This is a genomic window from Enterococcus sp. AZ196 (assembly GCF_050498845.1).
GTDB lineage: Bacteria > Bacillota > Bacilli > Lactobacillales > Enterococcaceae > Enterococcus_A > Enterococcus_A murrayae.
This window is the reverse complement of the sequence record NZ_JBIPAM010000001.1, coordinates 1705562-1728915: the sequence shown is the minus strand read 5'-3', so window position 1 is coordinate 1728915 and position 23354 is coordinate 1705562. Positions and strand designations below refer to the sequence as shown.

Genomic DNA, 23354 nt, shown 5'->3' with positions numbered 1-23354 from the left:
CAAAATGAATTCTAAACTAGCTAGTGAAGAGAAAAGTCTTTTGTGTTATAATCTACGTTAGATGTTTTCGCCAAAAAACAAGAATATATGAACCATTAAATAAATTGAATCTTGATAGTTGAAAGGAAAATCATACATGGGAAGTAATGTAATCATAGGGATCGTTATCGGCTTAGTCATTTTGGCTGCCGCTTTATACTTGATTGGTTATCTGATGAAGAAAAAGAATCAAGAACGCTTGAAAGAACTTGATAAAAGGAAAGAAGCGTTATTCGATCTTCCAGTCGTGGAAGAGGTCGATGAAGTGAAGAAAATGCACCTTGTCGGTCAAAGTCAGAATACTTTCCGTGAGTGGAATCAAAAATGGACGGATGTTTCGACAAAATCTTTTGCTGAACTGGAAAGTCAAATTTTTGAAGTTGAGAGTCAAAATGAAACCTTTCGTTTCATGAAGGGCAAATCAGCGATTGAAAGTGCCGAACGTACAATGACAGAGATGGAAGAAGAAGTTGAAGGCATTCGTACAGGGCTGAAGGAATTACGGGAAACTGAGGAACGGAATTCACTGGCTGTGCAGCAAGCCTTAGATGTTTTTGAAGAATTAAAGAAGGATCTGAAAGAGAAAAAAGACAACTTTGGACCTGCTTTACCAGAAATTCAGAAACAAGTAAAAAATGTTGAAATCGAGTTTACACAATTTGTAACGTTGAATACTTCAGGTGATCCAATTGAAGCACGAGAAGTATTAGACGATGCTGAGAAACATACCTATGAAGTTCAAGCAACAATGCAAAAGGTTCCAACAATCTATGAAGATTTAGAAAAAACATTTCCAGGCCAAATTGATGAGTTAGAAAAAACCTACAAGAAAATGATGGTAGATAATTTCGTTTTACCAGAAGATAACTTTGAAGAGCGTTTGGATAAAGTGAAAAAGCATGTAGAACGCTCATTGGAAGATCTAGAAAAAATCGAATTGAGTACGGTTGAAACTGCCAATAAAGAAACGGCTGAACTGATCGATGATCTTTACGTGGTGTTGGAAAAAGAATTCGAAGCCAAAAAATATGTTTTAACGAATCGCAAAACAATCGGTGAATATATCTCTCATGCGGCTCGCAATAATCATCAATTGATGGTGGAGTTAGATCATACGTCTCAAAGCTATGCTTTGAATAATAATGAATTAGGCCGAGCTCGCGGATTCCAGACGGAGATCGAGGAATTGGAACGACGCAACCGTAATATGGAGCCGCAGATTGACAAGCACGAATTGCCATATTCAGAGGTTCGAGTATTTTATAAAGATGCGTTTAAGGTCTTAGACGATATTGAAACGAAACAAGTTGAAATCGATGATGACTTGCATGATTTGCGTAGAGGTGAAAAAGAAGCTTCTGCCAAAATTGAGAAATATGAGTTTCGTTTACGCAACTTGAAACGTTATGTAGAGCAACAGCGTTTGCCTGGTTTACCAGGAGATTACTTAGAATTCTTCTTTGTAGCAACTGATCGGGTTGAAGAATTGAGTAAGTCATTAAATAAGATTCGAATCAACATGCAGGATATCAACAAACTAGTTAGCCTCTGTGATGAAGATATGGAAATGCTGGATCAAAAGACGTACGATTTAGTTGATGCTGCTGCATTGACAGAACAAATGATGCAATATGCAAATCGTTACCGTCATACACATCCTGACATTAAGAACGCGATTGAAAATAGTTTAGAGTTATTCAACAAAGAATACCGTTATCAAGATGCTTTGGATGAAATCGGTACAGCGCTTGAACGTGTTGAACCAGGAGCATTCAAACGAATCGAAGATTTTTATTTCAACAACCGAGATTTAGTATAAGCTGAGCGTATCGCTCAGCTTATTTTTTCGAATGTTTCCATGGATTTCCATATTTATAAGGAATACTTGAAGACTTGCAACATTCTCGCTATAATAGGAAAGAATTTTTGAAGGAAGGTCAGAGAATGATTTATTTTGATAATAGTGCAACGACTGCGATTTATCCGTTAGCATTAGATACATATGTAAAAACTAGTCAACGTATTATGGGGAACCCCTCAAGTTTGCATGATTTAGGTACACAGGCAAAGCGCTTACTGCAGCAAGCGCGTAAACAAATAGCGGAGCTTCTGAGTGTTCAAGCCAATGAAATCTTTTTTACTAGCGGAGGGACAGAAGGAGACAATTGGGTATTAAAAGGTACAGCGATTGCCAAGCGAGACTATGGGAACCATATTATTATTTCCAGCGTAGAGCATCCAGCAGTTAGTCGTACAGCGGAGCAGCTGAAAGAACTTGGATATGAAGTGAGTGTGATCCCTGTTGATCAAACCGGTTTTGTGCAAGTAGAAAAACTTGTAGAATTGATTCGCCCTGAAACGATTTTAGTTTCTATTATGGGAGTTAATAATGAGATGGGGGCGATTCAGCCGATCAAAGCTATTAGTGCTATTCTGGAAAGTTACCCGACGATTCATTTTCATGTGGATGCTGTACAAGCCGTTGGAAAAGTTGATCAAGCGGAGTGGTTGACTCCCCGAGTTGATTTTGCGACTTTTTCTGCTCATAAGTTCCATGGGCCACGTGGTGTAGGCTTCATTTATTGGAAAGCTGGGAGAAAGCTAGCCCCATTATTAAATGGCGGAGGGCAAGAAAGCGGCCAAAGAGCAACGACTGAAAATCTTCCTGCGATTGTAGCTATGAGTCGCGCTTTACGACTGCATCTTGAGAAAAAAGCAGAACGACCAAATCATACAGCTGTTATTCGTCAATATTTAAAAGAGGCGTTAACCAGTTATGATAAAGTAACGATTTTCTCAGGTGAAGAAAATTTTGCTCCTCATATTTTAACTTTTGGGATCAAAGGAATTCGTGGAGAAGTTTTAGTGCACGCATTGGAAGAAAAGCAAATCTTTGTCTCGACTACGAGTGCTTGTTCTAGTCGTAAAAAAGTGGATAGTTCAACTCTTCATGCGATGAATGTCCCTCACGATGTTGCAACAACAGCAGTACGTGTAAGTTTGGATGAAGGCAACACAATGGCAGAAGCAGAGCAATTTATGGTGGTATTCAATCATCTATATAATAAATTTTCGAAGATCAACTAAAGAAAAAGCTACTTAAATAGTAAATGAGGAGAATGATCGTGCAATATACTGAAATTATGGTGCGTTATGGTGAGTTATCGACAAAAGGGAAGAATCGACGCAGTTTCATCATGCGATTAGCACAAAATGTACGTGGTGCACTGGCGGAATTCCCTGAGTTGAAGATTCATGCAGAGCGCGACCGAATGCATATCTTATTAAATGGCGAAGCAAGTCATTTGGTTTTACCTAGATTAGAGAAAGTTTTTGGTATTCAAACGTTTTCACCTAGTATTCGTGTGGAAAAAAATTTGGATGCCTTAAAACAAATGACACAACAAATCATGAAAGAGGTCTACACTGGGAAGGAAACCTTTAAAATCACAGCAAAGCGCAGCGACCACAACTTTGAATTGGATAGTCACGAGCTTCAGCAATTTTTAGGAAACGCAGTGATGGATGTTTGCCCAGAGATTAAAGCACAGATGAAGCGTCCGGATATTAATCTGCGCGTTGAGATTCGTCGTGATGGTGCTTACCTTTCATATGAAACCATCAAAGGAGCTGGCGGACTGCCGGTAGGGACTAGCGGACGCGGTATGTTGATGCTGTCTGGGGGAATCGATTCACCAGTTGCTGGCTACCTAGCAATGAAGCGCGGTGTTGAAATCGAAGCAGTTCATTTTGCAAGCCCTCCTTATACGAGCGAACAAGCGCTGCAAAAGGCGAAGGACCTAACTGAGAAATTAACTCCTTATGTTGGCGGTATTCAATTTATTGAAGTACCATTCACCGAGATTCAAGAAGAAATCAAGAAACATAGTCCGCAAGGATATTGGATGACGTTGACGAGACGCATGATGTTGCGCATAACAGATGCAATCCGTGAAATGCGTTATGGTTTGGTGATTATCAATGGGGAATCCTTAGGGCAAGTTGCTTCGCAGACGCTACATAGTATGGTAGCAATCAATGAAGTTACAACTACGCCGATTATTCGTCCGGTTGTAACGATGGATAAAACGGAAATCATTGAGCTGGCAGAAAAGATCGATACCTTTGAATTAGCCATTCAACCGTTTGAAGATTGCTGTACGATTTTTGCACCGCCTCAACCAAAAACTCGGCCAAAATTGGAAAAGGTTTTGGAATTGGAGGAACGCTTCGATATTGAGGGATTAATGTCCCGCTGTTTAGCAGGATTAAAGATTGAAGAAATCACACCCGCTCAAGCGGAAAAAAACGAAGAATTTGCAGATTTTTTATAATATTAGTGAGCAGGAAAGAATACTTTCTTGCTCTTTTTTTTGCAAAAGATTGTTATTGTTTTTTCTACATGTTAAAATCATTTATGTGAAGTGTTTAACAAACAATCGTGGTTCTAAAATTTAGGATTACATATACTTAAAATAATTCATTAAGATAAACAAGGAGAGCGACCATGGAGCGGATAATTCAAAAACCACAACTATCGAAAGCAACAACTAAAAGATTATCTTTGTATTTGCGTTGTTTAAAAGGCTTAGAAAAGAATGGGATTACACGTATCAAATCCTCTGAGCTAAGTAAAATGACTCAAGTCGGTTCTGCGACGATTCGTCGTGATTTTTCTCATTTTGGCGAGTTAGGCAGAAGTGGTTATGGCTATGATGTCAGTGACTTGATCAAAGTTTTTAGCGATATGCTAGAAACAAAAGAGGAAAAACGAATTGCATTGATTGGCTGTGGGAATCTAGGTCAAGCGCTTTTGAATAATAATTTTCGGCGGAATGAAAATTTGAATATCGTTTGTGCTTTTGACAATGATCCCGAAAAGGTCGGTAATGAGATCTGTGGATACCATGTTTATTCGATTGATGAAATGAATGATGTTTTGGCGGAGGAAAAAATCACCGTTGCGATTTCAACAGTGCCAAGTCAAAACGCACAAAGAGCGATTGACCAAGTGGTTGCTAATGGTATTACAGCTATCCTAAATTTTGCTCCAGACCCGCTGAAAGTACCTGAGAATGTCCATGTGCATTATATTGATTTAACTTCAGAATTGCAGACATTGATTTATTTTGATGGACAGTAGGACTTTACAAGTTTCTGAGTTCATTGTAGAATGATTCAGACGATGAACAAGAGGAGTACATAAGAAATCAAGGTTCTAGAGAGAAGATGCATGGCTGAAACATCTTTACTTTGACTTATGGAAGGTAGCTTGGGAGTTTTGCGATCTGAATCAAGTAAGAGCGCACGGCACATGACCGTTACAGCATGTTTGAGCGGCAGATATTTTTCTGCAATTTAGGTGGTACCGCGTATTTTACGTCCTAGAACACATTTGTGTTCTAGGACTTTTTTGTTAGTTCTGCTTTATCCAGGTTATGCTCTAGAAAATCTGAAAAAGATTTTACAGAAATCATTGCTTAAGCTGAATAGCAGAATGAGGGAGCGATGAAAGTTTGTCCTTAAGCTTAAACGAACTAACACAAATTATTCACAAAACAATGATTCTTTAGGAGGAAAATCTATGACTGAAAATTTAGCAACAAAATTCAATCCGCAAGAAGTTGAAGCGGGCCGTTATCAAAAATGGTTAGATCAAGATTTATTCAAGCCATCAGAAAATAAACAAGCCAAACCTTATTCTATTGTGATTCCACCGCCAAATGTTACCGGAAAATTGCATTTAGGCCATGCATGGGACACAACTTTGCAAGATATGATTATTCGCCAAAAACGGATGCAAGGGTTTGATACTTTATGGTTGCCTGGAATGGACCATGCTGGTATTGCTACTCAAGCAAAGGTTGAAGAAAAATTAAGAGAACAGGGAATTTCTCGATATGATCTTGGTCGCGATAAATTTGTCGATCAGGTTTGGGAATGGAAGGACGAATATGCCGGTCATATTCGTGAACAATGGGCAAAGTTAGGCTTATCTCTTGATTATGGCCGTGAGCGTTTTACCCTTGATGAAGGGTTGTCCGATGCAGTTCGCAAAGTATTTGTTTCTTTATATGAAAAGGACTTAATCTATCGTGGTGAGTATATCATTAACTGGGATCCGCAAGCCAAAACCGCTTTGTCTGATATTGAAGTAATCCATAAAGACGTGGAAGGGGCTTTCTACCATGTTTCTTATCCATTGGCTGACGGCAGCGGCGTATTAGAGATTGCGACGACTCGTCCAGAAACAATGCTAGGGGATACAGCGATCGCGGTTCATCCAGAAGATGATCGTTATAAAGATTTGATTGGTAAAAAAGCGATTCTTCCATTATTAGACAAAGAAATTCCGATCATTGCCGACAGCTATGTTGAGCGTGAGTTTGGAACGGGTGCGGTTAAGATCACTCCAGCCCATGACCCAAATGACTTTGAGGTTGGTAATCGCCATGATCTGTCACGAGTAAATGTCATGAACGATGACGGCAGTATGAATGATTTAGCTGGCAAATATGCTGGAATGGATCGTTTCGAAGCTCGTAAAGCAATTGTTGACGATCTAAAAGAAATCGGACGTTTAATCAAAGTTGAAAAAATGGTTCACAGTGTTGGGCATTCAGAAAGAACCGGTGTTGTAGTAGAACCTCGTTTATCCACTCAATGGTTCGTTAAAATGAGTCCGTTAGCGGATCAAGCGGTGAAAAATCAAGACACCGATAATGCTGTTGAATTCTTCCCGCCGCGTTTCAACAATACCTTTATGACATGGATGGAAAATGTTCATGACTGGGTAATTTCTCGTCAATTATGGTGGGGGCATCGTATCCCTGCTTGGTATCACAAAGAAACTGGTGAAATGTACGTTGGCATGGAGGCTCCAGCGGACAGCGAAAATTGGGAACAAGATCCGGATGTATTGGATACTTGGTTCAGCTCAGCTTTATGGCCGTTTTCTACGATGGGCTGGCCGGATGAAGGCAGTGAAGATTACAAGCGCTACTTCCCAACGAGCACATTAGTGACAGGATACGACATTATTTTCTTCTGGGTAAGCCGGATGATTTTCCAAAGTTTGGAATTTACCGATGAACGTCCATTCAAGAATGTATTGATCCACGGTCTGATTCGTGATGAACAAGGCCGCAAAATGAGTAAATCCCTAGGTAACGGGATCGATCCAATGGATGTCATTGAAAAATACGGTGCTGACGCCTTGCGTTGGTTCTTATCTACGGGATCTGCACCAGGCCAAGACGTGCGCTTCAGCTATGAAAAGATGGATGCCGCTTGGAACTTTATCAATAAAATCTGGAACGCTTCTCGTTTCGTAATCATGAACGTTGAAGGTTTTACGGCTGACGACATTGATTTTTCTGGTGAGAAAACCGTGGCGGATCGTTGGATTTTGACCCGTTTGAATGAAACAATTGAAAAAGTGACTGCTTTATTTGATCAATTTGAATTTGGTGAAGCAGGTCGCCAATTGTACAACTTCATGTGGGATGACTTCTGTGACTGGTACATCGAAATGAGTAAAGAAATTCTTTACGGTGAAGATGATGCTGCTAAACAAACGACGAAGAGCATCTTGGTTTACGTATTAGATCAAACACTGCGTCTATTGCATCCAATTATGCCATTCGTAACAGAAGAAATTTGGGCAAAGATTCCACATACAGGCGAGTCTTTAGTTGTGGCTGATTATCCAGTAGTTCATCCAGAAAATAACGATGAAACAGCTGCAAAGGGAATGGAAGTCTTGAAAGAGCTGATTCGTTCGGTTCGTAATATTCGTTCTGAAGTGAATACGCCGCTTTCTAAACCAATCACGTTGCTAATCAAAACCAACGATGTCAAAATTGATAAATTCCTAATCGAAAACACCAGCTATATCGAACGCTTCTGCAATCCAGAAGAATTAGTGATTTCAAGTGATATTACTGCGCCGGATTTAGCGATGTCAGCTGTATTGACTGGCGCGGAAATTTATCTTCCTTTGGCGGGATTAATTAATATCGAAGAAGAAATCAAACGATTAGAAAAAGAATTAGCGAAATGGAATGGCGAAGTGAAACGTGTTCAAGGTAAATTAGCTAATGAGCGTTTTGTGGCAAATGCGCCTGAGAATGTAGTAGCTGAAGAACGTGCGAAAGAAAAAGATTATTTAGAAAAACAAGCAGCGGTTCAAGAACGTATTGAAAGCCTGCGGACAATTTCTTAAAAAGATAATTAACGGGTGCAGCATTACCAAAGCTGTACCTGTTTTTTTCTAATCAATAAGAATGAAATCTGAACTATTTATTCCTTTTGAAGGATTTCGTCAGCACACAGCAATCTTTCTTTGACAATTTTTGCTATACTAGAGGCAGGCAAAATTGATGTAAATGAGGCGAATAATTTTGACAATAACAGAAGCAATCGCTTGGATTCACAGTCGGAAAAAATTTGGGTCACGTCCGGGTTTAGATCGTATCCAGGCCTTATTGAATAAAGTGGATAATCCTGAAAAAAAAGTACCGGTGATCCATATCGCTGGGACAAATGGCAAAGGATCAACCGTTGCCTATTTGCGCAGCATTTTGATAGAAGCGGGTATAACCGTAGGCAGCTTTACTTCACCATATATTGAAGATTTTAATGAACGGATTGCCATTGATGCAAAGCCAATCTCAGATGCAGCATTGATCCATTATGTAGAAAAGTATCAACCAATCGTTACTGAGTTGGATCAAGATCCAGCAGTCGACGGTATTACCGAATTTGAAATTTTGACGGCGGTCATGCTTGATTATTTTGCGGCTGAGAAGGTTGATATTGCTATTGTTGAGGTTGGCTTAGGTGGTTTACTCGACTCAACAAATGTAGTTGAACCGATCTTAACAGCAATCACTACCATAGGATATGATCATATGGAAGTCTTGGGTGACACTCTAAATGAGATCGCGCAGCAAAAAGCGGGAATAATCAAGAAAAATATACCAGTAGTAACAGGTAAAATCACTAAAGGGCCATTGATTGAGATCGTTGAAAAAGCGGTAACTGAAACTGCAAAAATCTATCGTTATGGTGAAGAATATCAGGTTGATTATTTACGACCGGATGCAATGTGGGGCGAGTTGTTCAATTTTACAGATTACGCAGGAAAACTCTCTTCACTAAAAGTTCCATTATTGGGACGTCACCAAGTAGAAAATGCTGGGGTTGCAATTGAGCTCTTTCATTTATACTGTGAACAACAAGGGCTGCCTTTTGAAGAAAAAACCATTCAAAAGGGGTTAGCGAAGGCGCAATGGCCCGCACGAATGGAAAAAATCAGTGATGAACCTTTAATTATAATGGATGGTGCTCATAACGGTCATGCGATCGAACGTCTAGTGGAAAATGTAAAACGTGAGTTTCGTGATTACAATATAAAAATACTTTTTTCAGCATTGGAGACAAAGGACATTGACCAAATGTTGACAAAGCTTTCCAGTATTCCCAATGTACGTATCTATTTAACGACATTTGAGTATCCTAAAGCATTGGATCTCAGCCGATTTGATAAATCAGACAGTCGCTTTGAGGTGGTTTCACTGTGGCAGTTTGGGTTAGGCGAATTGTTAGAGGACATGGGGGCAGATGATTTACTATTAATTACGGGATCGTTGTACTTCGTTTCTGAAGTACGTCAATTATTATTAAACTTGGGAGGTACGAATGAAAAAGATTAAGGGAATTATTTTCGACATGGATGGATTATTGTTTGATACAGAGTCAATTTATTGCGACGCAAATTTAGTGGTGGCGGATAAATACGATATTCCTTTCACAACAGAGACGTATGCGCGCTTCATCGGAATTTCGGATGAAGAAGTATGGGCAGAATTGCATAAGATGTATGCCGATCATGGTGAAGAGACCGTACAAAAATTTATCGACGAAAGCTGGGGAATGGCGCATGACCGTTTTAAAACAGGCAATGTCGACTTGAAACCTGGGGTTCATGAGTTGCTAGCCTATTTGGAAGAAAAAGATATCCCACGCGTAGTAGCTTCTAGCAATGTCCGTCCGGTCATTGAAATTCTACTGGAGAATGCAGGAATCAGGAATAAATTTTCTGATATCATATCGGCAGAGGATGTGAAATTAGCTAAGCCTGATCCAGAAATTTTTGAGATTGCGGCTAAGCGATTAGGAGTTGACGGAGCTGACGCCTTAGTGCTAGAGGATTCAAAAAATGGAATTTTAGCTGCGGACAGTGCCGGGGTTCCGGTTGTGATGGTACCGGATATTTTACCACCAACTGATGAGTTGAAAGAAAAGACAGAAGCAGTTTTTACCTCTCTGCATGAGGTGATTGACTTTTTAGAGGATTAATAGACACTCCTTTGCGTACTTTATTGAAAAGTAGGTAAAGGAGTTTTTTATGGAAAAGAGTTTATTGTTACAGGAGCTGCCAGAAAGTTCTTGGCCGCGAGAACGCTTATTGCGAGAAGGTGAGAAGCATTTATCTGATCAAGAATTACTGGCAATTATTTTGCGGAGCGGCTCACGCCAACAGAATGTGATGTCGTTAGCTGGAAATATCTTACGCGAATATCCAGCGCTCTATGATTTAAAACATGCTACATTGCAGGAACTTCAACAATTTAAAGGCATTGGAGAGACACGTGCGATTGAGCTTAAAGCGATGATGGAGTTTGGCTACCGGATCAACCGAGCGTTACAGCCCAAATTAGGAAGAGTTCAATCTAGCTTTTCATTAGGTCAGCTTTTGATTTCTGAATTGAAGGACTGTCAGCAGGAACATTTAGTTGCATTTTTTTTAAATACTAAAAATGAAATCATTTTGCAAAAGACGATTTTTATTGGATCTTTGAATCAAAGCATTGCTCATCCAAGAGAAATTTTCCGAGAAGCCGTACGAATCAGCGCGGCGCGCGTGGCTTTAGGGCACAATCATCCCTCTGGAAATCCTACTCCTTCGCAAAATGATTTGGACTTTACCGAACGTGTCAAAGAGTGCGGAGCGATGATGGGAATCGAGTTATTAGACCATATTATTGTTGGAGAAACCAAATATTTCAGTTTACGTGAAGAAAATTACTTAAAGTAGCGATTGAAAACCCTTGCGCCTAAGCTGAAACCAGTGTTAAACTATTATTGTAATTTTGTTTGAGATGCGAGTTGGTATACAGATGTTTCCCTTTTCGTAGGCCGGCAATGTTACAATCAATAAGTGCTTAGGCACGAGGAGGATTTTATTCATGGAAAACGGAACAGTAAAATGGTTTAACGCAGAAAAAGGATTTGGCTTCATCACTCGTGAAGATGGCAGCGATGTATTCGTACATTTCTCAGCTATCCAAGGCGACGGCTTCAAAACATTAGAAGAAGGACAAGCAGTAACTTTCGATGTTGAAGAAAGCGATCGCGGACCTCAAGCAGCTAACGTTAATAAGCAATAAAATGACAAAGCCTTAGAGAAATTTCTCTAAGGCTTTTTTTGATCCATACTTATTCTATTAGAGTGACATTCTGAAATACTTATCCAAAAGTTAATTTTCTAAAGAAAATTGAAAGAATTGATCTTCTTCTAGACCGTCAGTATGATTGTCGTCATTGATGGCTAGTGCAGCTTTGCCGATACAGTATTGCCAGAAAAAGTCAAAAAAGAGTGAGTGGCTCTTTTCTGGTTTGATGGTTACGAAAACATCGCTTGTTATTTGTTTGACTAGCTGGATTGTATCAGAGTCCTGCAAGAAAAAACGATGGAATTCATCTGGATAATCTGTTGCGTAATTCGTGATAGCTGTCGATAGTGCTTGCAATGATTTTGGTTCTTGATCCTCTAAAAAATCTTGATATTTTACTATGATGCGATTAGTCAAAACTGATTTCAACTCAGCCAGATTGGCAAATTCACGATAGATAGGTTGGGTCGAGCAAGCAATATGTTTTGCGATACTGCGAGCATGGAATTTTTTGAAGCCTTCATTAATGATCAGTTGATAGGCACCATCAATAATATGACTTCGCTGCACGCGTTGTGTTCTTACCATAGTTTATCTTCCTTTATTCTAAATTCAAGAAACTTTAAAATAACTAGTGATAGTTATTTGTTCCTTCTAACTAACTTTCATTGTGCAAATAATCCAGTTGTTTGTCAATCGATTTTTTGGTAATTTCAGGAAAATAATATTTTTTTTTGCATAAATTTTGTTATTTGAAAAAAAACGATAGAGTAATCCATAAATTTTGCAATGAAATAAAAAAACATCTATCTGGATTCCAGATAGATGTTTTGGTTAATTGTCCGGTGTCATGATCATCGGTAGAATCATCGGATGACGTTCTGTTTGATCAAATAAGAATGGTTGTAATGCTGCTACCATAGCATTTTTTAGTTTTACTTCAGTACATCCAGCTTCACTTAACGCCTCACGAAGCGCATGGAATAAAATTCGCTGTCCTTCATTGATCATCTCACCGGACTCTCTCATGTAAACAAATCCACGAGACAAAATATCTGGACCAGCTAGAATCTCTTTCTTATCAATATCCACTGTAGCGACAGCTAAGACTAATCCTTCCTCAGAAAGAATTCGGCGATCACGTAATACAACATTACCAATATCACCGATTCCGCTGCCATCAACGTAAACATCGCTAGCATTAAAGTGACCAGCACGACGAGCGCTGTCAGCTGTTAAAGCAAGCATGTCCCCATTTTCCATGATGAAGCAGTTCTCTTCAGGAACACCAGTATCTTGTGCTAATCCTGTATGGATTTTCAACATGCGGAATTCGCCATGAATCGGAACAAAATATTTTGGTTTCATTAAGCGCAGCATCAATTTTTGTTCTTGTTGGCTACCGTGGCCAGAGGTATGGATATTGTTAACTTTACCATGAATAACTTCAGCGCCGGCTTCTGATAGCAGATTAATCAAATGGTTGACACTGGTCGTATTACCAGGAATCGGCGAACTTGAGAAAATCACAGTATCATCTGGTTGAATCTGTATTTGTCGGTGAGTTCCATTAGCAATTCGTGAAAGAGCGGCCATCGGTTCACCTTGAGAACCAGTACATAAAATCATTAATTCATTAGCTGGCAAGTTATTGATTTCATGAGCATCAACAAATGTGCCATCAGGAACAGTAATATAGCCTAATTTTTGGCCATTGACGATCGCATTTTCCATACTGCGGCCAAATACCGCGATTTTTCGTCCTGTTGCAACAGCAGCTGAAGCAGCTTGTTGCAAACGAGAAATATTAGAAGCGAAGGTGGCGAAAATAATCCGTCCGTCGACTTTTTCCACGATGCGCAAGATCGATTGGCCAATCGTTTGCTCGGATTTAGTAAAGGTCGGTACTTCAGCATTAGTACTATCAGATAGTAAGCATAGGACGCCTTCTTCACCAAGTTTGGCCATACGATGCAAGTTTGCCGGTTGACCTACTGGCGTGAAGTCGAATTTGAAATCTCCAGTTTCCACAATATTCCCAGAAGGTGTTTTAACAACAACACCTAATGGATCAGGGATACTATGTGTGGTGCGGAAAAAACTTACAGATGTTTTTCGAAAACGAATCACAGAATCTTCATCGATTTCATGCAATTCAGCATCACGTAATAATCCGTGCTCATCCAATTTGTTTTTAATCAGTGCTAAAGCTAGCGCACCTGCATAAATCGGGATATTCGCTTGCTTTAATAGATAAGGCACACCGCCGATATGGTCTTCGTGCCCATGTGTGATAACAAGTGCTTTTACCTTGTTGATATTTTGGACTACATAACTAAAATCGGGAATGACATAATCAATTCCTAATAGATCATCTTCTGGAAATTTTATTCCTGCATCAATGATGATGATCTCATCCTGGAATTGGACCCCATACATATTTTTTCCGATCTCGCCCAATCCACCAATGGCAAAGACACCAGTTTCATTGTTTTTTAGCGAAAGTTTCATGCTAGAACTCCATTAACTTGAAGTCGGCATTTTCTTTTTCATATTCTAAATGATTGCCTTCTAAAAGTTGGATATATTCCACGTTATATGGGGTGTTCTCGCGCAATAAGTTGTGCACCATTTCTTCGCCGTCTGCTTCTACATACAATGACTGTGTCTGCTCACGTTTTGGGTTGCGTTCTTTGGTTTCTTGATAATAAACTTTGTAAATCATGAATCTATCTCCTTTATTTGCTTAATAGCAATTTTTTCCACGACAAAATGAGGGGCGGCAGCCACCTATTTTTTTATGCTCAACATCTTAGCTCATGCTAAGGCGTTAAGAAGAAGCCTCGTCTTTGCTTCTTGCTTGAAAAAACAATTTCACCGTTCTTTGGGTTGTTCTTACAACAATTACTTGTAGTTTATCACAGAATAAATAAGAAGTATAGAAACTAGGAAGTGAAATGAGGATTCCTTAGAAATTTTCAGAAAATCCAAAAAACAAAAATAAAAAAACAAATTACTGAGCAGACAGAAGTATTTTATTTATGCTATATTGGAGTCATTACGGTATAGAGAGAGGCGAGAAAAAATGAAGTTGATGTTGCGGTATACCTTGCGCTACAAAAAGCTATTATTGTTTGATTTCATCAGTGTTTTCGGATTTATCTTGATTGAGTTGGGGTTGCCGACGATTTTGGCTATGATGATCGACAAAGGAATTGGAAATAATGATTTTAACTATGTACAAAAGATGGGCATCATAATGATTGCAATTACTGTTATCGGTATAATCATGAGCATTTCATTACGTTACTTCAGTTCTCAGATTACCTCTAGAATGGTTGCAGCTATTCGCGATGATCTTTTTGAAAAAGTTCAAACCTTCTCCCATTCAGAGTATGAGCAAATTGGTGTGCCATCTTTAATTACGAGAACGACAAATGACGCTTATCAGATTATGTTGTTCATGCAAAATATTTTAACTACTGGATTTATGACTCCGATGATGTTTGGAATGAGTTTGTATTTGATAATGCGTACGAGTCCTGGTTTAGGTATCTATGTCTTGTTATCGCTGCCGATTTTATTATTAGCAGTTATATTGATAGCAAAATATTCCGAACCATTATCGACAAAGCAGCAAAAGAACTTGGATAATATTAACGGGATCCTTCGAGAAAATCTTTCGGGCTTACGAGTAATACGTGCTTTTGTCAATGAAAAGTTTGAAGAGAAGCGTTTCTGGTTAGTTAACGATGCCTATACAAACAGCTCTAAAAGTCTATTTCATTTGATGGCAGTCGCTCAGCCAGGATTTTTCTTCCTATTTAATATCGTGATGGTATTAATTATTTGGAATGGGACTGTACAGATTAGTCATGGATCTTTAGCGGTCGGGACTTTGATCGCATTTATTGAATATATCTTTCATGCATTGTTTTCATTTATGCTTTTTGCGACGGTCTTTATGATGTATCCGCGGGCGAATGTTTCTGCGCAGCGAATTCAAGAGGTTTTTGATATGGATTCTTTGATTAAGGATAATCCTGAGAAAACAGCAGAGCTGACTGAAAAAAGTTCATTGGAATTTAGAGATGTGACGTTTGCTTATCCAGGCCATGCAGAAAGTCCTGTAATTCGCAATGTCAGCTTCACCGCCAAGCCAGGTGAGACTGTGGCATTCATCGGCAGTACGGGTTCAGGAAAATCAACTCTGATTCAATTGATTCCTCGATTCTATGATGTGACAGAAGGCCAAGTTTTGGTCGATGGACAGGATGTACGAGACTATCGATTGAAAGATTTGCGAGAAAAAATCGGCTATATTCCGCAAAAGGCTCAATTGTTTACTGGAACAATCGCGGACAATTTGCGCTATGGGAAAAAAGATGCGACCCAGGAAGAGATGGAGCTGGCTGCTGAAATTGCTCAAGCAGCGGAATTTATCGCTCAAAAACCAAATGGTTACCAAGAAGAATTATCAGAAGGCGGCAGTAATTTTTCTGGCGGACAAAAACAACGACTGGCAATCGCTCGTGCAGTGATTCGCCGCCCAGAGATTTACATCTTTGATGATAGCTTCTCGGCATTGGATTATCAGACAGATGCAAAATTACGAGCTCGATTAAAAAAGGAAACAACTGAGTCCGCTGTTTTAATCGTTGCACAACGTGTTGGAACGATCATGCATGCAGATAAAATCGTTGTCTTAAACGAGGGAGATGTCGTAGGTATCGGTACACACCGAGAGTTGCTAGAAAATTGTCCGATTTACTATGACATTGCCGCATCACAGTTATCGGAGGAGGAATTGGCATGAGAAAGTACACTTCTTCTTTAAAGCGTTTGCTGCATTATATCAATCCTTATAAAAAAACTTTTATTTTGGTTTTAATATTGGCTATAGGAACTTTGATTTTGGGAACCTGGATGCCTTATCTAACAGGCTTGCCTACCACAGAGGTCAGTAAAAATATCGCACAGGGTGAATCGATTAATTTTGATTATGTGTTTAAATGGCTGATCGTGATCGTAATTGTGGGTATAGCTTATTGTGGAACCCAGTTAGGAACGGGTTGGTTGATGGCGAATGTCGTTCAATCAGCAATGCGAGATTTGAGAGAAGACATCGAGGCGAAGATCAATCGTTTGCCAGTTTCTTATTTTGATCGTAATCAGCAAGGAAATATTTTATCACGTGTTACGAACGATGTAGATGCTGTAAGCAACGCGATGCAGCAAGCGATCATTAAATCAATTAATGCTGTTCTAGGAATCCTGCTGGCAGTGGCCATGATGTTGTATATCAATCCTATGATGGCGGTTATTTCTATGATTATGATTCCATTATCTATAGTCATCTCTAGAAAAATCGTTCAGGTATCACAAAAGGATTTCCAAGGAATGCAAAATTCACTCGGTGAACTGAATGGTTTTGTACAAGAAAATATGACCGGCTTCAGTATTTTAAAATTATACGGACGTGAGCAAGAAACTTTAGCCGGCTTTAGCGAAGTTAACCATAAATTGCGTCGTTTTGGTTTCCGTGCTTCGTTTGTTTCAAGTTTGATGCAGCCGCTAGTTCAATTAACCGCTTATGCGACTTATATTGCGATGGCTATTTTAGGAAGTTGGAACGTAATTCATGGTGTAATCTTGGTTGGACAGCTGCAAGCCTTCATTCAATACATTTGGCAAGTCAGCCAACCAATGGGAGAAATCACTCAGTTGTCATCGATGATTCAAAGTGCGTCAGCTTCGGCAAAGCGGGTTTTTGAAATTTTAGATGAACCGGAAGAGGAACTAAATGATCAAGATTTGCCATTGCCAGAGCCAGTACAAGGGAATGTGGTCTTTGATCATGTAAAATTCAGCTATGATCCAAAGAAACCGTTGATTGAAGATTTGAGCTTCGAAGTTAAAGCTGGAGAAACTGTTGCAATCGTAGGACCGACTGGTGCTGGAAAGACGACATTGATTAATTTGTTAATGCGTTTCTATGATATCAACAGTGGTAAAATTTTAATTGACGGCGTGAATACACAAGAGATGAATCGTTCAGATGTCCGGTCATTATTCGGTATGGTCTTGCAGGATGCTTGGCTATATGAAGGAACGATTGGTGACAATATTCGTTTTGGGCGTTTGGAAGCAACTGATTATGAAGTTGTCGATGCAGCGAAAACTGCAAATGTCGATCACTTCATCCGAACGATGCCAAGCGGCTATGAGATGGAGATTAATTCAGAGGGGAATAATGTTTCTCTGGGGCAGAAACAGCTGCTGACGATCGCGCGGGCAATTATTTCTGATCCTAAGATTTTAATTTTAGACGAAGCAACAAGTTCAGTTGATACACGATTAGAAGGATTGATTCAAAAAGCGATGGACCGTGTGATGGAAGGACGGACAAGTTTTGTAATTGCTCATCGCCTATCAACTATTCGTGATGCAGATCATATCTTGGTGATGCGTGATGGACAAATTATTGAACATGGTACACATGATGAATTGTTAGCGCAGGGCGGCTTCTATGAGCAGCTTTACAATAGCCAATTTATGGAAGAAACAGAATAGAGTTTTGAGAACAGCACAGCCAGTGCTGTTCTTTTTGTCATTGTGTTGACAGGTAAGGAAGAGATGCTGGATAAATGCTATACTTATCTAGAAGAGGAACAAATTTTTTAATGTGTAGCTGAGTGAGGAGAAAAAAATGACAAATTTTATTGCAAATAGTGCTGATGTCTTTGGAAGGGTAACGTTAGGAGAAGGGTCAACAATTTGGTTTCAAAGTGTTTTGCGAGGTGACAGCAACACTATTTCCATAGGTAAAATGAGCAATATACAGGATGGTACGATTGTACATGTTGATCATGATGCGTCGACAGTAATTGAAGACTATGTGACAATTGGACACGCTTGTATTATTCATGGCTGCACGATACATTCCGGTGCGTTGATAGGAATGGGAGCAACCGTTTTGAACCACGCAAAGATTGGGAAAAATAGTTTGATCGGTGCAGGTTCATTAGTAACAGAAGGAACAATTATTCCTGACAACTCGCTAGCTTTTGGTTCTCCAGCGCGTGTGATTCGTCAATTAACGCCAGAAGAAATCGAAAAAAATCGAATGAATGCTGAACATTATTATGAATTAGGACAGGCATATTTAAAGAATGAAATACCTTCGTTCCATTCGAAGGGAGATGACTATGAAGGAAACTAGTTTTTTGTTATTGCAGGCACAATTGAGAGCATTATTTCCTGATGACGGGCTAAATCAATTGGCCATTTATGAAGACCAAGGGGAGCATCTTTTGATTTTCTCTCAACGTGGTCTTCATGTATTAGAAGAGGATAAGTTAACAAAAACACCACGAAATGTCTATTATACTACGGATAGTCTGAAGCCGTTCTCAATTAGACAACAGTCGGGAATATTTGAATTAGTTATAGAGACCGTCGGGGGTCGAACGTTTGTACTGAATTTTCCAGATCAAGGGGAGGCTCATCAAGCGATGCAGACACTCCTCGATTTATTAGCTTAACAAGACGCTTTAGTGTAATTTTTTTATGATTCCCATTATAATCTTACTTAAAGGAAGTGGTAAAAAATGGACGGAAGTAAATTTGATCAAGAACCAGTAAATGAGGACGAATTATTAACCCAAGGGTACCGTAAATATCAGGGTGAGGGCATTGATATTTATTATAATAAAGATATTTGCGCGCACATTGGGAATTGTGTACGAGGAAACCCAGAAATTTTTGAGGTGGGCCGCAGACCATGGATTATTCCTGATAATGGCAGTGTCGAGAATGCCAGCTATGTTGTAAATACATGTCCAAGCGGTGCGTTGAAGTATGTCATCAAAAAGTAAATAAACTTTTAATGAATAATTTAATTTAAGGGGAATCATTATGGAAATTAAAGAAGAAAAAGAACGTTTTGTCTTATTGAACGACACAAATGAAGAAGCTGGAGAAATGACTTGGTCCAACGCTGGTTCAGAAATCATGATCATCGATCACACATTTGTTGATCCCACTTATCGTGGTCAAGGGTTAGCAGAAAAATTAGTCGCTGCAGGTGTAGAAAAAGCTCGAAACGAAGGCAAAAAGATCATTCCACTGTGCCCGTTTGCCAAAAAAGAGTTTGAGGAAAAACCAGAATATGCAGATGTTTTAAGAAAATAAGTTTGGACTTCTCTAGTCAAATGACTTCAATTGTGCTAAAGTAAAAAATGAGGTAGTTTGGAAATAAGGAGGATCATCTTTTGTATAATTTTATTTTGGGCGTTATCTTAGTTTTGTCAGTGATTATAGTTATAACGATCATGATGCAACCTAGCAAACAAAATAGTGCTGCAAGTGCTTTTACTGGTGGCGCGGATCAATTGTTCGGAAAGCAAAAGGCACGCGGCTTTGAGGCTGTGATGCAACGATCAACCGCCGTTTTAGGTGCGATCTGGATGATTTTGCTCTTCGCATTAATGTTTTTATCAAGCAAATAAAACCGACCTCTCAAGCGAGAGGTCTTTTTTATTTTGTATTTGTACTAAATCAAGTACACTTTAAGTGAGTACAGAGCTAGAGGTTCTATTGAACTTACTTTATACAGACTAATAGTTAGTATGTATGTAAAGGAAATAAGAAGCTATAATCCATAAAAAGGACTTTATGTTTGCTTTATTATATGGTGAGTTCAGCAGAACGATACAATGAGGAGTGAAGGAAAAATGAATCAAGCACCTGAGTCGTTGTTTTTACCCCATGGAAAACAAGCGGTTCTACTTTTACACGCTTATTCGGGCAGTCCCAATGATGTGCGGATGCTGGCGCGCTTTTTAGAGAAATTGAATTACACGATTTATGCTCCGCTTTTCACAGGACATGGGACATTGAATCCAATGGATATCTTGCAGGAGACTTCTGATCAATGGTGGCAAGACTGTAAAAAAGCTGTAGACTTTTTACATTCGCAAGGATATAAAGATATTGCAGTTTTAGGACTTTCAATGGGTGGAACCTATGCAACTCGATTATTGAGTGCAATGCCTGACAGCTTTGTAGGAGGCGGCTTTTTCTGTTCACCTATTGCACCTGTTAAAACCAACGTGACAGAAAATTTTCTGTTGTATGCTAAACAAGTCATGGAGCGGAACGATGCCTCGGTGACAAAAGAAAGAATTGAAGGTTACCGCCCCTTAGTAGAACAGCAATTAGCAATGATCGAGGAACAGGCTCATATCGCTTATGAAAATTTAGCCAAAATTAATCGTCCTTTTTTTATGGCTCAAGCAGGTCAGGATGAAATGATTGAAGCAAAAGGGGTCTTTCAAACAGCAGCGCGTTTACAGCAGACTTCCTTTACCTTAAACTGGTACCCAAACAGTGGTCATGTGATTACCATAGGACCCGAAAGAAGACAATTAGAACAAGACGTGGCAGATTTCTTAGCTAGTCTTGGCTGGAGAGAAAAAAATGGAGAGAAAAACAATTAAAACAGAAATATTGGCTGGATTGAAAGCGACCAATAAAAAAAGCCTTTCAATGGAAGAATTAGCAGAAATTTTGGATATGCAAAAAAGTGACGATTTCAAATTATTGGTCAAAACTGTAGCACAGCTGGAGCGAGAAAAAGCATTAGAGTTTAATAAAAAGGGACGAATTAAATTACCGTTCCAACCGATTGAAGTAGAAGGGATTTTTCGACGCAATGAGCGCGGATTTGGTTTTGTGACGATTGATCCAGAAGAGGCGGATGTTTTCATTCCAAAAGAAGAGACAAACTTTGCGATGGATGGAGATATCGTTATGATCGATATTCAGAAGAACGCTGATCTGTTTTCTGATCGAGGGGCTGAGGGACGAGTTGTTTCTATTAAAGAACGCAAGATTCAACAAATCGTTGGCGAGTTCACTGCTTTTGATGTCGATGAGATAGCAGAGACTGATTTGTTTGGTTATGTGATTCCAAAAGATAAAAAAAATGCGCAATTTAAAGTCTTTATTGTAGCAGAAGGGATTCAGCCGGTCGATGGAAGCATCGTTATCGTTGAGATTACTCATTATCCGGAAAAAGGTTATGCAATGAGCTTGGAAGGTTTGGTCACTAAAGTAATCGGTCACAAGAACGACCCGGGTATGGATATTTTATCGATTGTGATTGCACAGGGAATTCCAACTCAATTCTCGGAAGAAGTTCAGCTTGCATCGGAACAAGTACCTGATAAAATTGTAGAATCTGATTTAATTGGTCGTCGTGATTTACGTGATCAGCAAATCATTACGATTGATGGCGCGGATGCGAAAGACCTAGATGATGCGGTAACAGTTCGGAAGTTAGATAATGGAAATTATTTCTTGGGTGTACATATCGCAGATGTTTCCTACTATGTAACTGAAAATAGCATATTAGATAAAGAGGCATTCGAACGAGGTACAAGCGTCTATTTGACAGATCGTGTGATTCCAATGATTCCACAACGACTATCTAATGGTATTTGTTCTCTAAATCCACAGGTCCCACGACTGACAATGAGTTGTGAGATGGAGATTGAACCCAATGGTGCGATCCTACATCATGAGATATTTCAAAGTGTCATTCAAACGAGTGAACGTATGACTTACTCTGCTGTTAACGCAATTCTGGAGGAAGAGGATTCAGAGACAATCAAAAGGTATCATGATTTAGTTCCGATGTTTCACTTGATGAAGGAACTCCATCAAATTCTTGAATTGCGGCGAAAACGTCGAGGAGCCATCAATTTTGAAGATCGTGAAGCAAAAATTATTGTGGATTCTGCAGGACATCCAGTGGATATTGAACTGCGCGAACGTGGTGTTGGCGAACGATTGATTGAGTCCTTTATGTTGGCTGCAAACGAAACCGTTGCTGAACACTTTAATCGTCTAAAACTACCATTTATTTATCGAATACACGAGCAACCAAAAGAAGAAAAGATGCAGCGTTTTTTTGATTTTGCAGCAGCGCTAGGTATTCTAGTGAAAGGCACTAAGAATACGATCACTCCGAAAGATTTACAGCAAGTAATCTATGATGTAGAAGATAAACCAGAAGCAGCAGTAATCAACACAATGTTGTTGCGAAGTATGCAGCAAGCGCGCTACTCTGAAGACAATTATGGTCATTATGGCTTGGCAGCCGAATACTATACTCATTTCACTTCCCCGATTCGCCGCTATCCTGATTTGATCGTCCATCGATTGATTCGAAATTACGAGCAAGATCAAAGCGATGCGACAAAAGAGAAATGGGCAGAAGATTTACCTGAAATCGCTGATCACAGTTCGAAAATGGAGCGAAGATCTGTAGAAGCAGAGCGTGAAGTCGATAGTATGAAAAAGGCCGAATTTATGGCTGAAAAAGTCGGTGAGGAGTTTGACGGTATTATTAGTTCTGTTGCCAAGTTTGGTATTTTCATCGAGTTACCAAACACGGTAGAAGGTATGATCCACTTAAATGAATTGAAGCAGGATTATTTCCACTTCGTTGAAAATCAACTAGCGTTAGTTGGAGAACGAACTCGCCAAACCTTTAAAATTGGGCAGAAAGTACGAATAAGGGTCACTAAGGCAGATCCAGAAACTCGAGAAATAGATTTTGAATTGTTAGAAGCAGAAGAACTGCCTCCTTTGGAAGTACCGAAAAACGATCGTCTTAATCAACGTCGTAAACCAAACGGTGGAAGAAAAAATAATAAGGATTCTGCCAAGTACCAATCTAAAAAAGCAGATCGTTCTAAAGGTGGAAAAGAGAAGAAAAAGAAAAAAGGCAAGAAGCCTTTTTATAAGTCGGTTACTAAAAAGAAAAAGTCTGGAAGAAAGAAGGGATAG

Annotated in this window: 21 protein-coding genes and 1 other annotated feature; of the genes, 18 read left to right on the top strand and 3 right to left on the bottom strand. The window is 39.4% G+C overall.

Annotation, left to right across the window (positions count from 1 at the left end; all coding sequences use genetic code 11):
- The first annotated feature begins 136 nt into the window (after window positions 1-136).
- The 9 genes from IGI67_RS08435 (at window position 137) to IGI67_RS08395 (ending at window position 11492) form a co-directional block, all read left to right on the top strand.
- Complete coding sequence (locus IGI67_RS08435; RefSeq protein ID WP_429957396.1) at window positions 137-1858, top strand: septation ring formation regulator EzrA; 1722 nt, start codon at window positions 137-139, stop codon at window positions 1856-1858.
- A gap of 125 nt (window positions 1859-1983) precedes the next feature.
- Window positions 1984-3126 (top strand): cysteine desulfurase family protein, encoded by a 1143-nt coding sequence (locus tag IGI67_RS08430; protein WP_429957395.1) that lies wholly within the window; start codon window positions 1984-1986, stop codon window positions 3124-3126.
- 38 nt (window positions 3127-3164) lie between these two features.
- Window positions 3165-4373: a tRNA uracil 4-sulfurtransferase ThiI gene (gene thiI / locus IGI67_RS08425; RefSeq protein ID WP_207109409.1), complete on the top strand. Its 1209-nt coding sequence runs from the start codon at window positions 3165-3167 to the stop codon at window positions 4371-4373.
- A 173-nt stretch (window positions 4374-4546) separates the two neighbouring features.
- Window positions 4547-5182 (top strand): redox-sensing transcriptional repressor Rex, encoded by a 636-nt coding sequence (locus IGI67_RS08420; RefSeq protein WP_429957394.1) that lies wholly within the window; start codon window positions 4547-4549, stop codon window positions 5180-5182.
- Between the two features lie 33 nt (window positions 5183-5215).
- Window positions 5216-5429, top strand: a binding site (T-box leader).
- Window positions 5430-5623: 194 nt separating this feature from the next.
- Window positions 5624-8263, top strand: a complete 2640-nt coding sequence (locus IGI67_RS08415; protein ID WP_429957393.1) for a valine--tRNA ligase — start codon at window positions 5624-5626, stop codon at window positions 8261-8263.
- Window positions 8264-8426: 163 nt separating this feature from the next.
- Window positions 8427-9755, top strand: a complete 1329-nt coding sequence (locus IGI67_RS08410) for a bifunctional folylpolyglutamate synthase/dihydrofolate synthase (RefSeq protein ID WP_429957392.1) — start codon at window positions 8427-8429, stop codon at window positions 9753-9755.
- Complete coding sequence (locus IGI67_RS08405) at window positions 9742-10401, top strand: HAD family hydrolase (protein ID WP_429957391.1); 660 nt, start codon at window positions 9742-9744, stop codon at window positions 10399-10401. The genes IGI67_RS08410 and IGI67_RS08405 overlap by 14 nt, the downstream gene beginning before the upstream one ends.
- Before the next feature lie 49 nt (window positions 10402-10450).
- On the top strand, window positions 10451-11140 hold the full coding sequence (gene radC / locus IGI67_RS08400) for a RadC family protein (RefSeq protein ID WP_207109404.1): 690 nt from the start codon (window positions 10451-10453) through the stop codon (window positions 11138-11140).
- A 151-nt stretch (window positions 11141-11291) separates the two neighbouring features.
- Window positions 11292-11492 (top strand): cold-shock protein, encoded by a 201-nt coding sequence (locus IGI67_RS08395; RefSeq protein WP_010781607.1) that lies wholly within the window; start codon window positions 11292-11294, stop codon window positions 11490-11492.
- A gap of 90 nt (window positions 11493-11582) precedes the next feature.
- Here IGI67_RS08395 and IGI67_RS08390 read toward each other — a convergent pair whose 3' ends face one another.
- The 3 genes from IGI67_RS08390 to IGI67_RS08380 form a co-directional block, all read right to left on the bottom strand.
- Window positions 11583-12086 (bottom strand): TetR/AcrR family transcriptional regulator, encoded by a 504-nt coding sequence (locus tag IGI67_RS08390; RefSeq protein ID WP_429957390.1) that lies wholly within the window; start codon window positions 12084-12086, stop codon window positions 11583-11585.
- A 246-nt stretch (window positions 12087-12332) separates the two neighbouring features.
- Entirely contained in the window at window positions 12333-14009 is a 1677-nt protein-coding gene (rnjA, locus tag IGI67_RS08385; RefSeq protein ID WP_429957389.1) for a ribonuclease J1, read from the bottom strand.
- A gap of 1 nt (window position 14010) precedes the next feature.
- A complete protein-coding gene (locus tag IGI67_RS08380) occupies window positions 14011-14223 on the bottom strand; it encodes a DNA-directed RNA polymerase subunit epsilon (protein ID WP_207109401.1) in 213 nt (70 codons plus the stop codon).
- Between the two features lie 360 nt (window positions 14224-14583).
- Between IGI67_RS08380 and IGI67_RS08375 the strand changes: the two genes are divergently transcribed.
- The 9 genes from IGI67_RS08375 (at window position 14584) to rnr (ending at window position 23354) form a co-directional block, all read left to right on the top strand.
- On the top strand, window positions 14584-16314 hold the full coding sequence (locus IGI67_RS08375) for an ABC transporter ATP-binding protein (RefSeq protein WP_429957388.1): 1731 nt from the start codon (window positions 14584-14586) through the stop codon (window positions 16312-16314).
- Complete coding sequence (locus tag IGI67_RS08370) at window positions 16311-18071, top strand: ABC transporter ATP-binding protein (protein WP_429957387.1); 1761 nt, start codon at window positions 16311-16313, stop codon at window positions 18069-18071. Before IGI67_RS08375 ends, IGI67_RS08370 begins: the two co-directional genes overlap by 4 nt.
- A 136-nt stretch (window positions 18072-18207) precedes the next feature.
- A complete protein-coding gene (locus IGI67_RS08365; protein ID WP_207109398.1) occupies window positions 18208-18720 on the top strand; it encodes a gamma carbonic anhydrase family protein in 513 nt (170 codons plus the stop codon).
- A complete protein-coding gene (locus IGI67_RS08360) occupies window positions 18707-19042 on the top strand; it encodes a hypothetical protein (protein ID WP_207109397.1) in 336 nt (111 codons plus the stop codon). Before IGI67_RS08365 ends, IGI67_RS08360 begins: the two co-directional genes overlap by 14 nt.
- Before the next feature lie 66 nt (window positions 19043-19108).
- Window positions 19109-19375, top strand: a complete 267-nt coding sequence (locus tag IGI67_RS08355; protein WP_429957386.1) for a (4Fe-4S)-binding protein — start codon at window positions 19109-19111, stop codon at window positions 19373-19375.
- Window positions 19376-19415: 40 nt separating this feature from the next.
- Window positions 19416-19691 carry a GNAT family N-acetyltransferase gene (locus IGI67_RS08350; RefSeq protein ID WP_207109395.1) on the top strand — a complete coding sequence of 92 codons (276 nt, stop codon included), beginning with the start codon at window positions 19416-19418 and terminating at the stop codon, window positions 19689-19691.
- Window positions 19692-19771: 80 nt separating this feature from the next.
- Window positions 19772-20008, top strand: coding sequence for a preprotein translocase subunit SecG (gene secG / locus IGI67_RS08345; protein WP_207109394.1), 237 nt, complete (start codon window positions 19772-19774; stop codon window positions 20006-20008).
- 225 nt (window positions 20009-20233) lie between these two features.
- A complete protein-coding gene (locus tag IGI67_RS08340; protein WP_429957385.1) occupies window positions 20234-20998 on the top strand; it encodes an alpha/beta hydrolase in 765 nt (254 codons plus the stop codon).
- A complete protein-coding gene (gene rnr / locus IGI67_RS08335; RefSeq protein ID WP_429957384.1) occupies window positions 20979-23354 on the top strand; it encodes a ribonuclease R in 2376 nt (791 codons plus the stop codon). Before IGI67_RS08340 ends, rnr begins: the two co-directional genes overlap by 20 nt.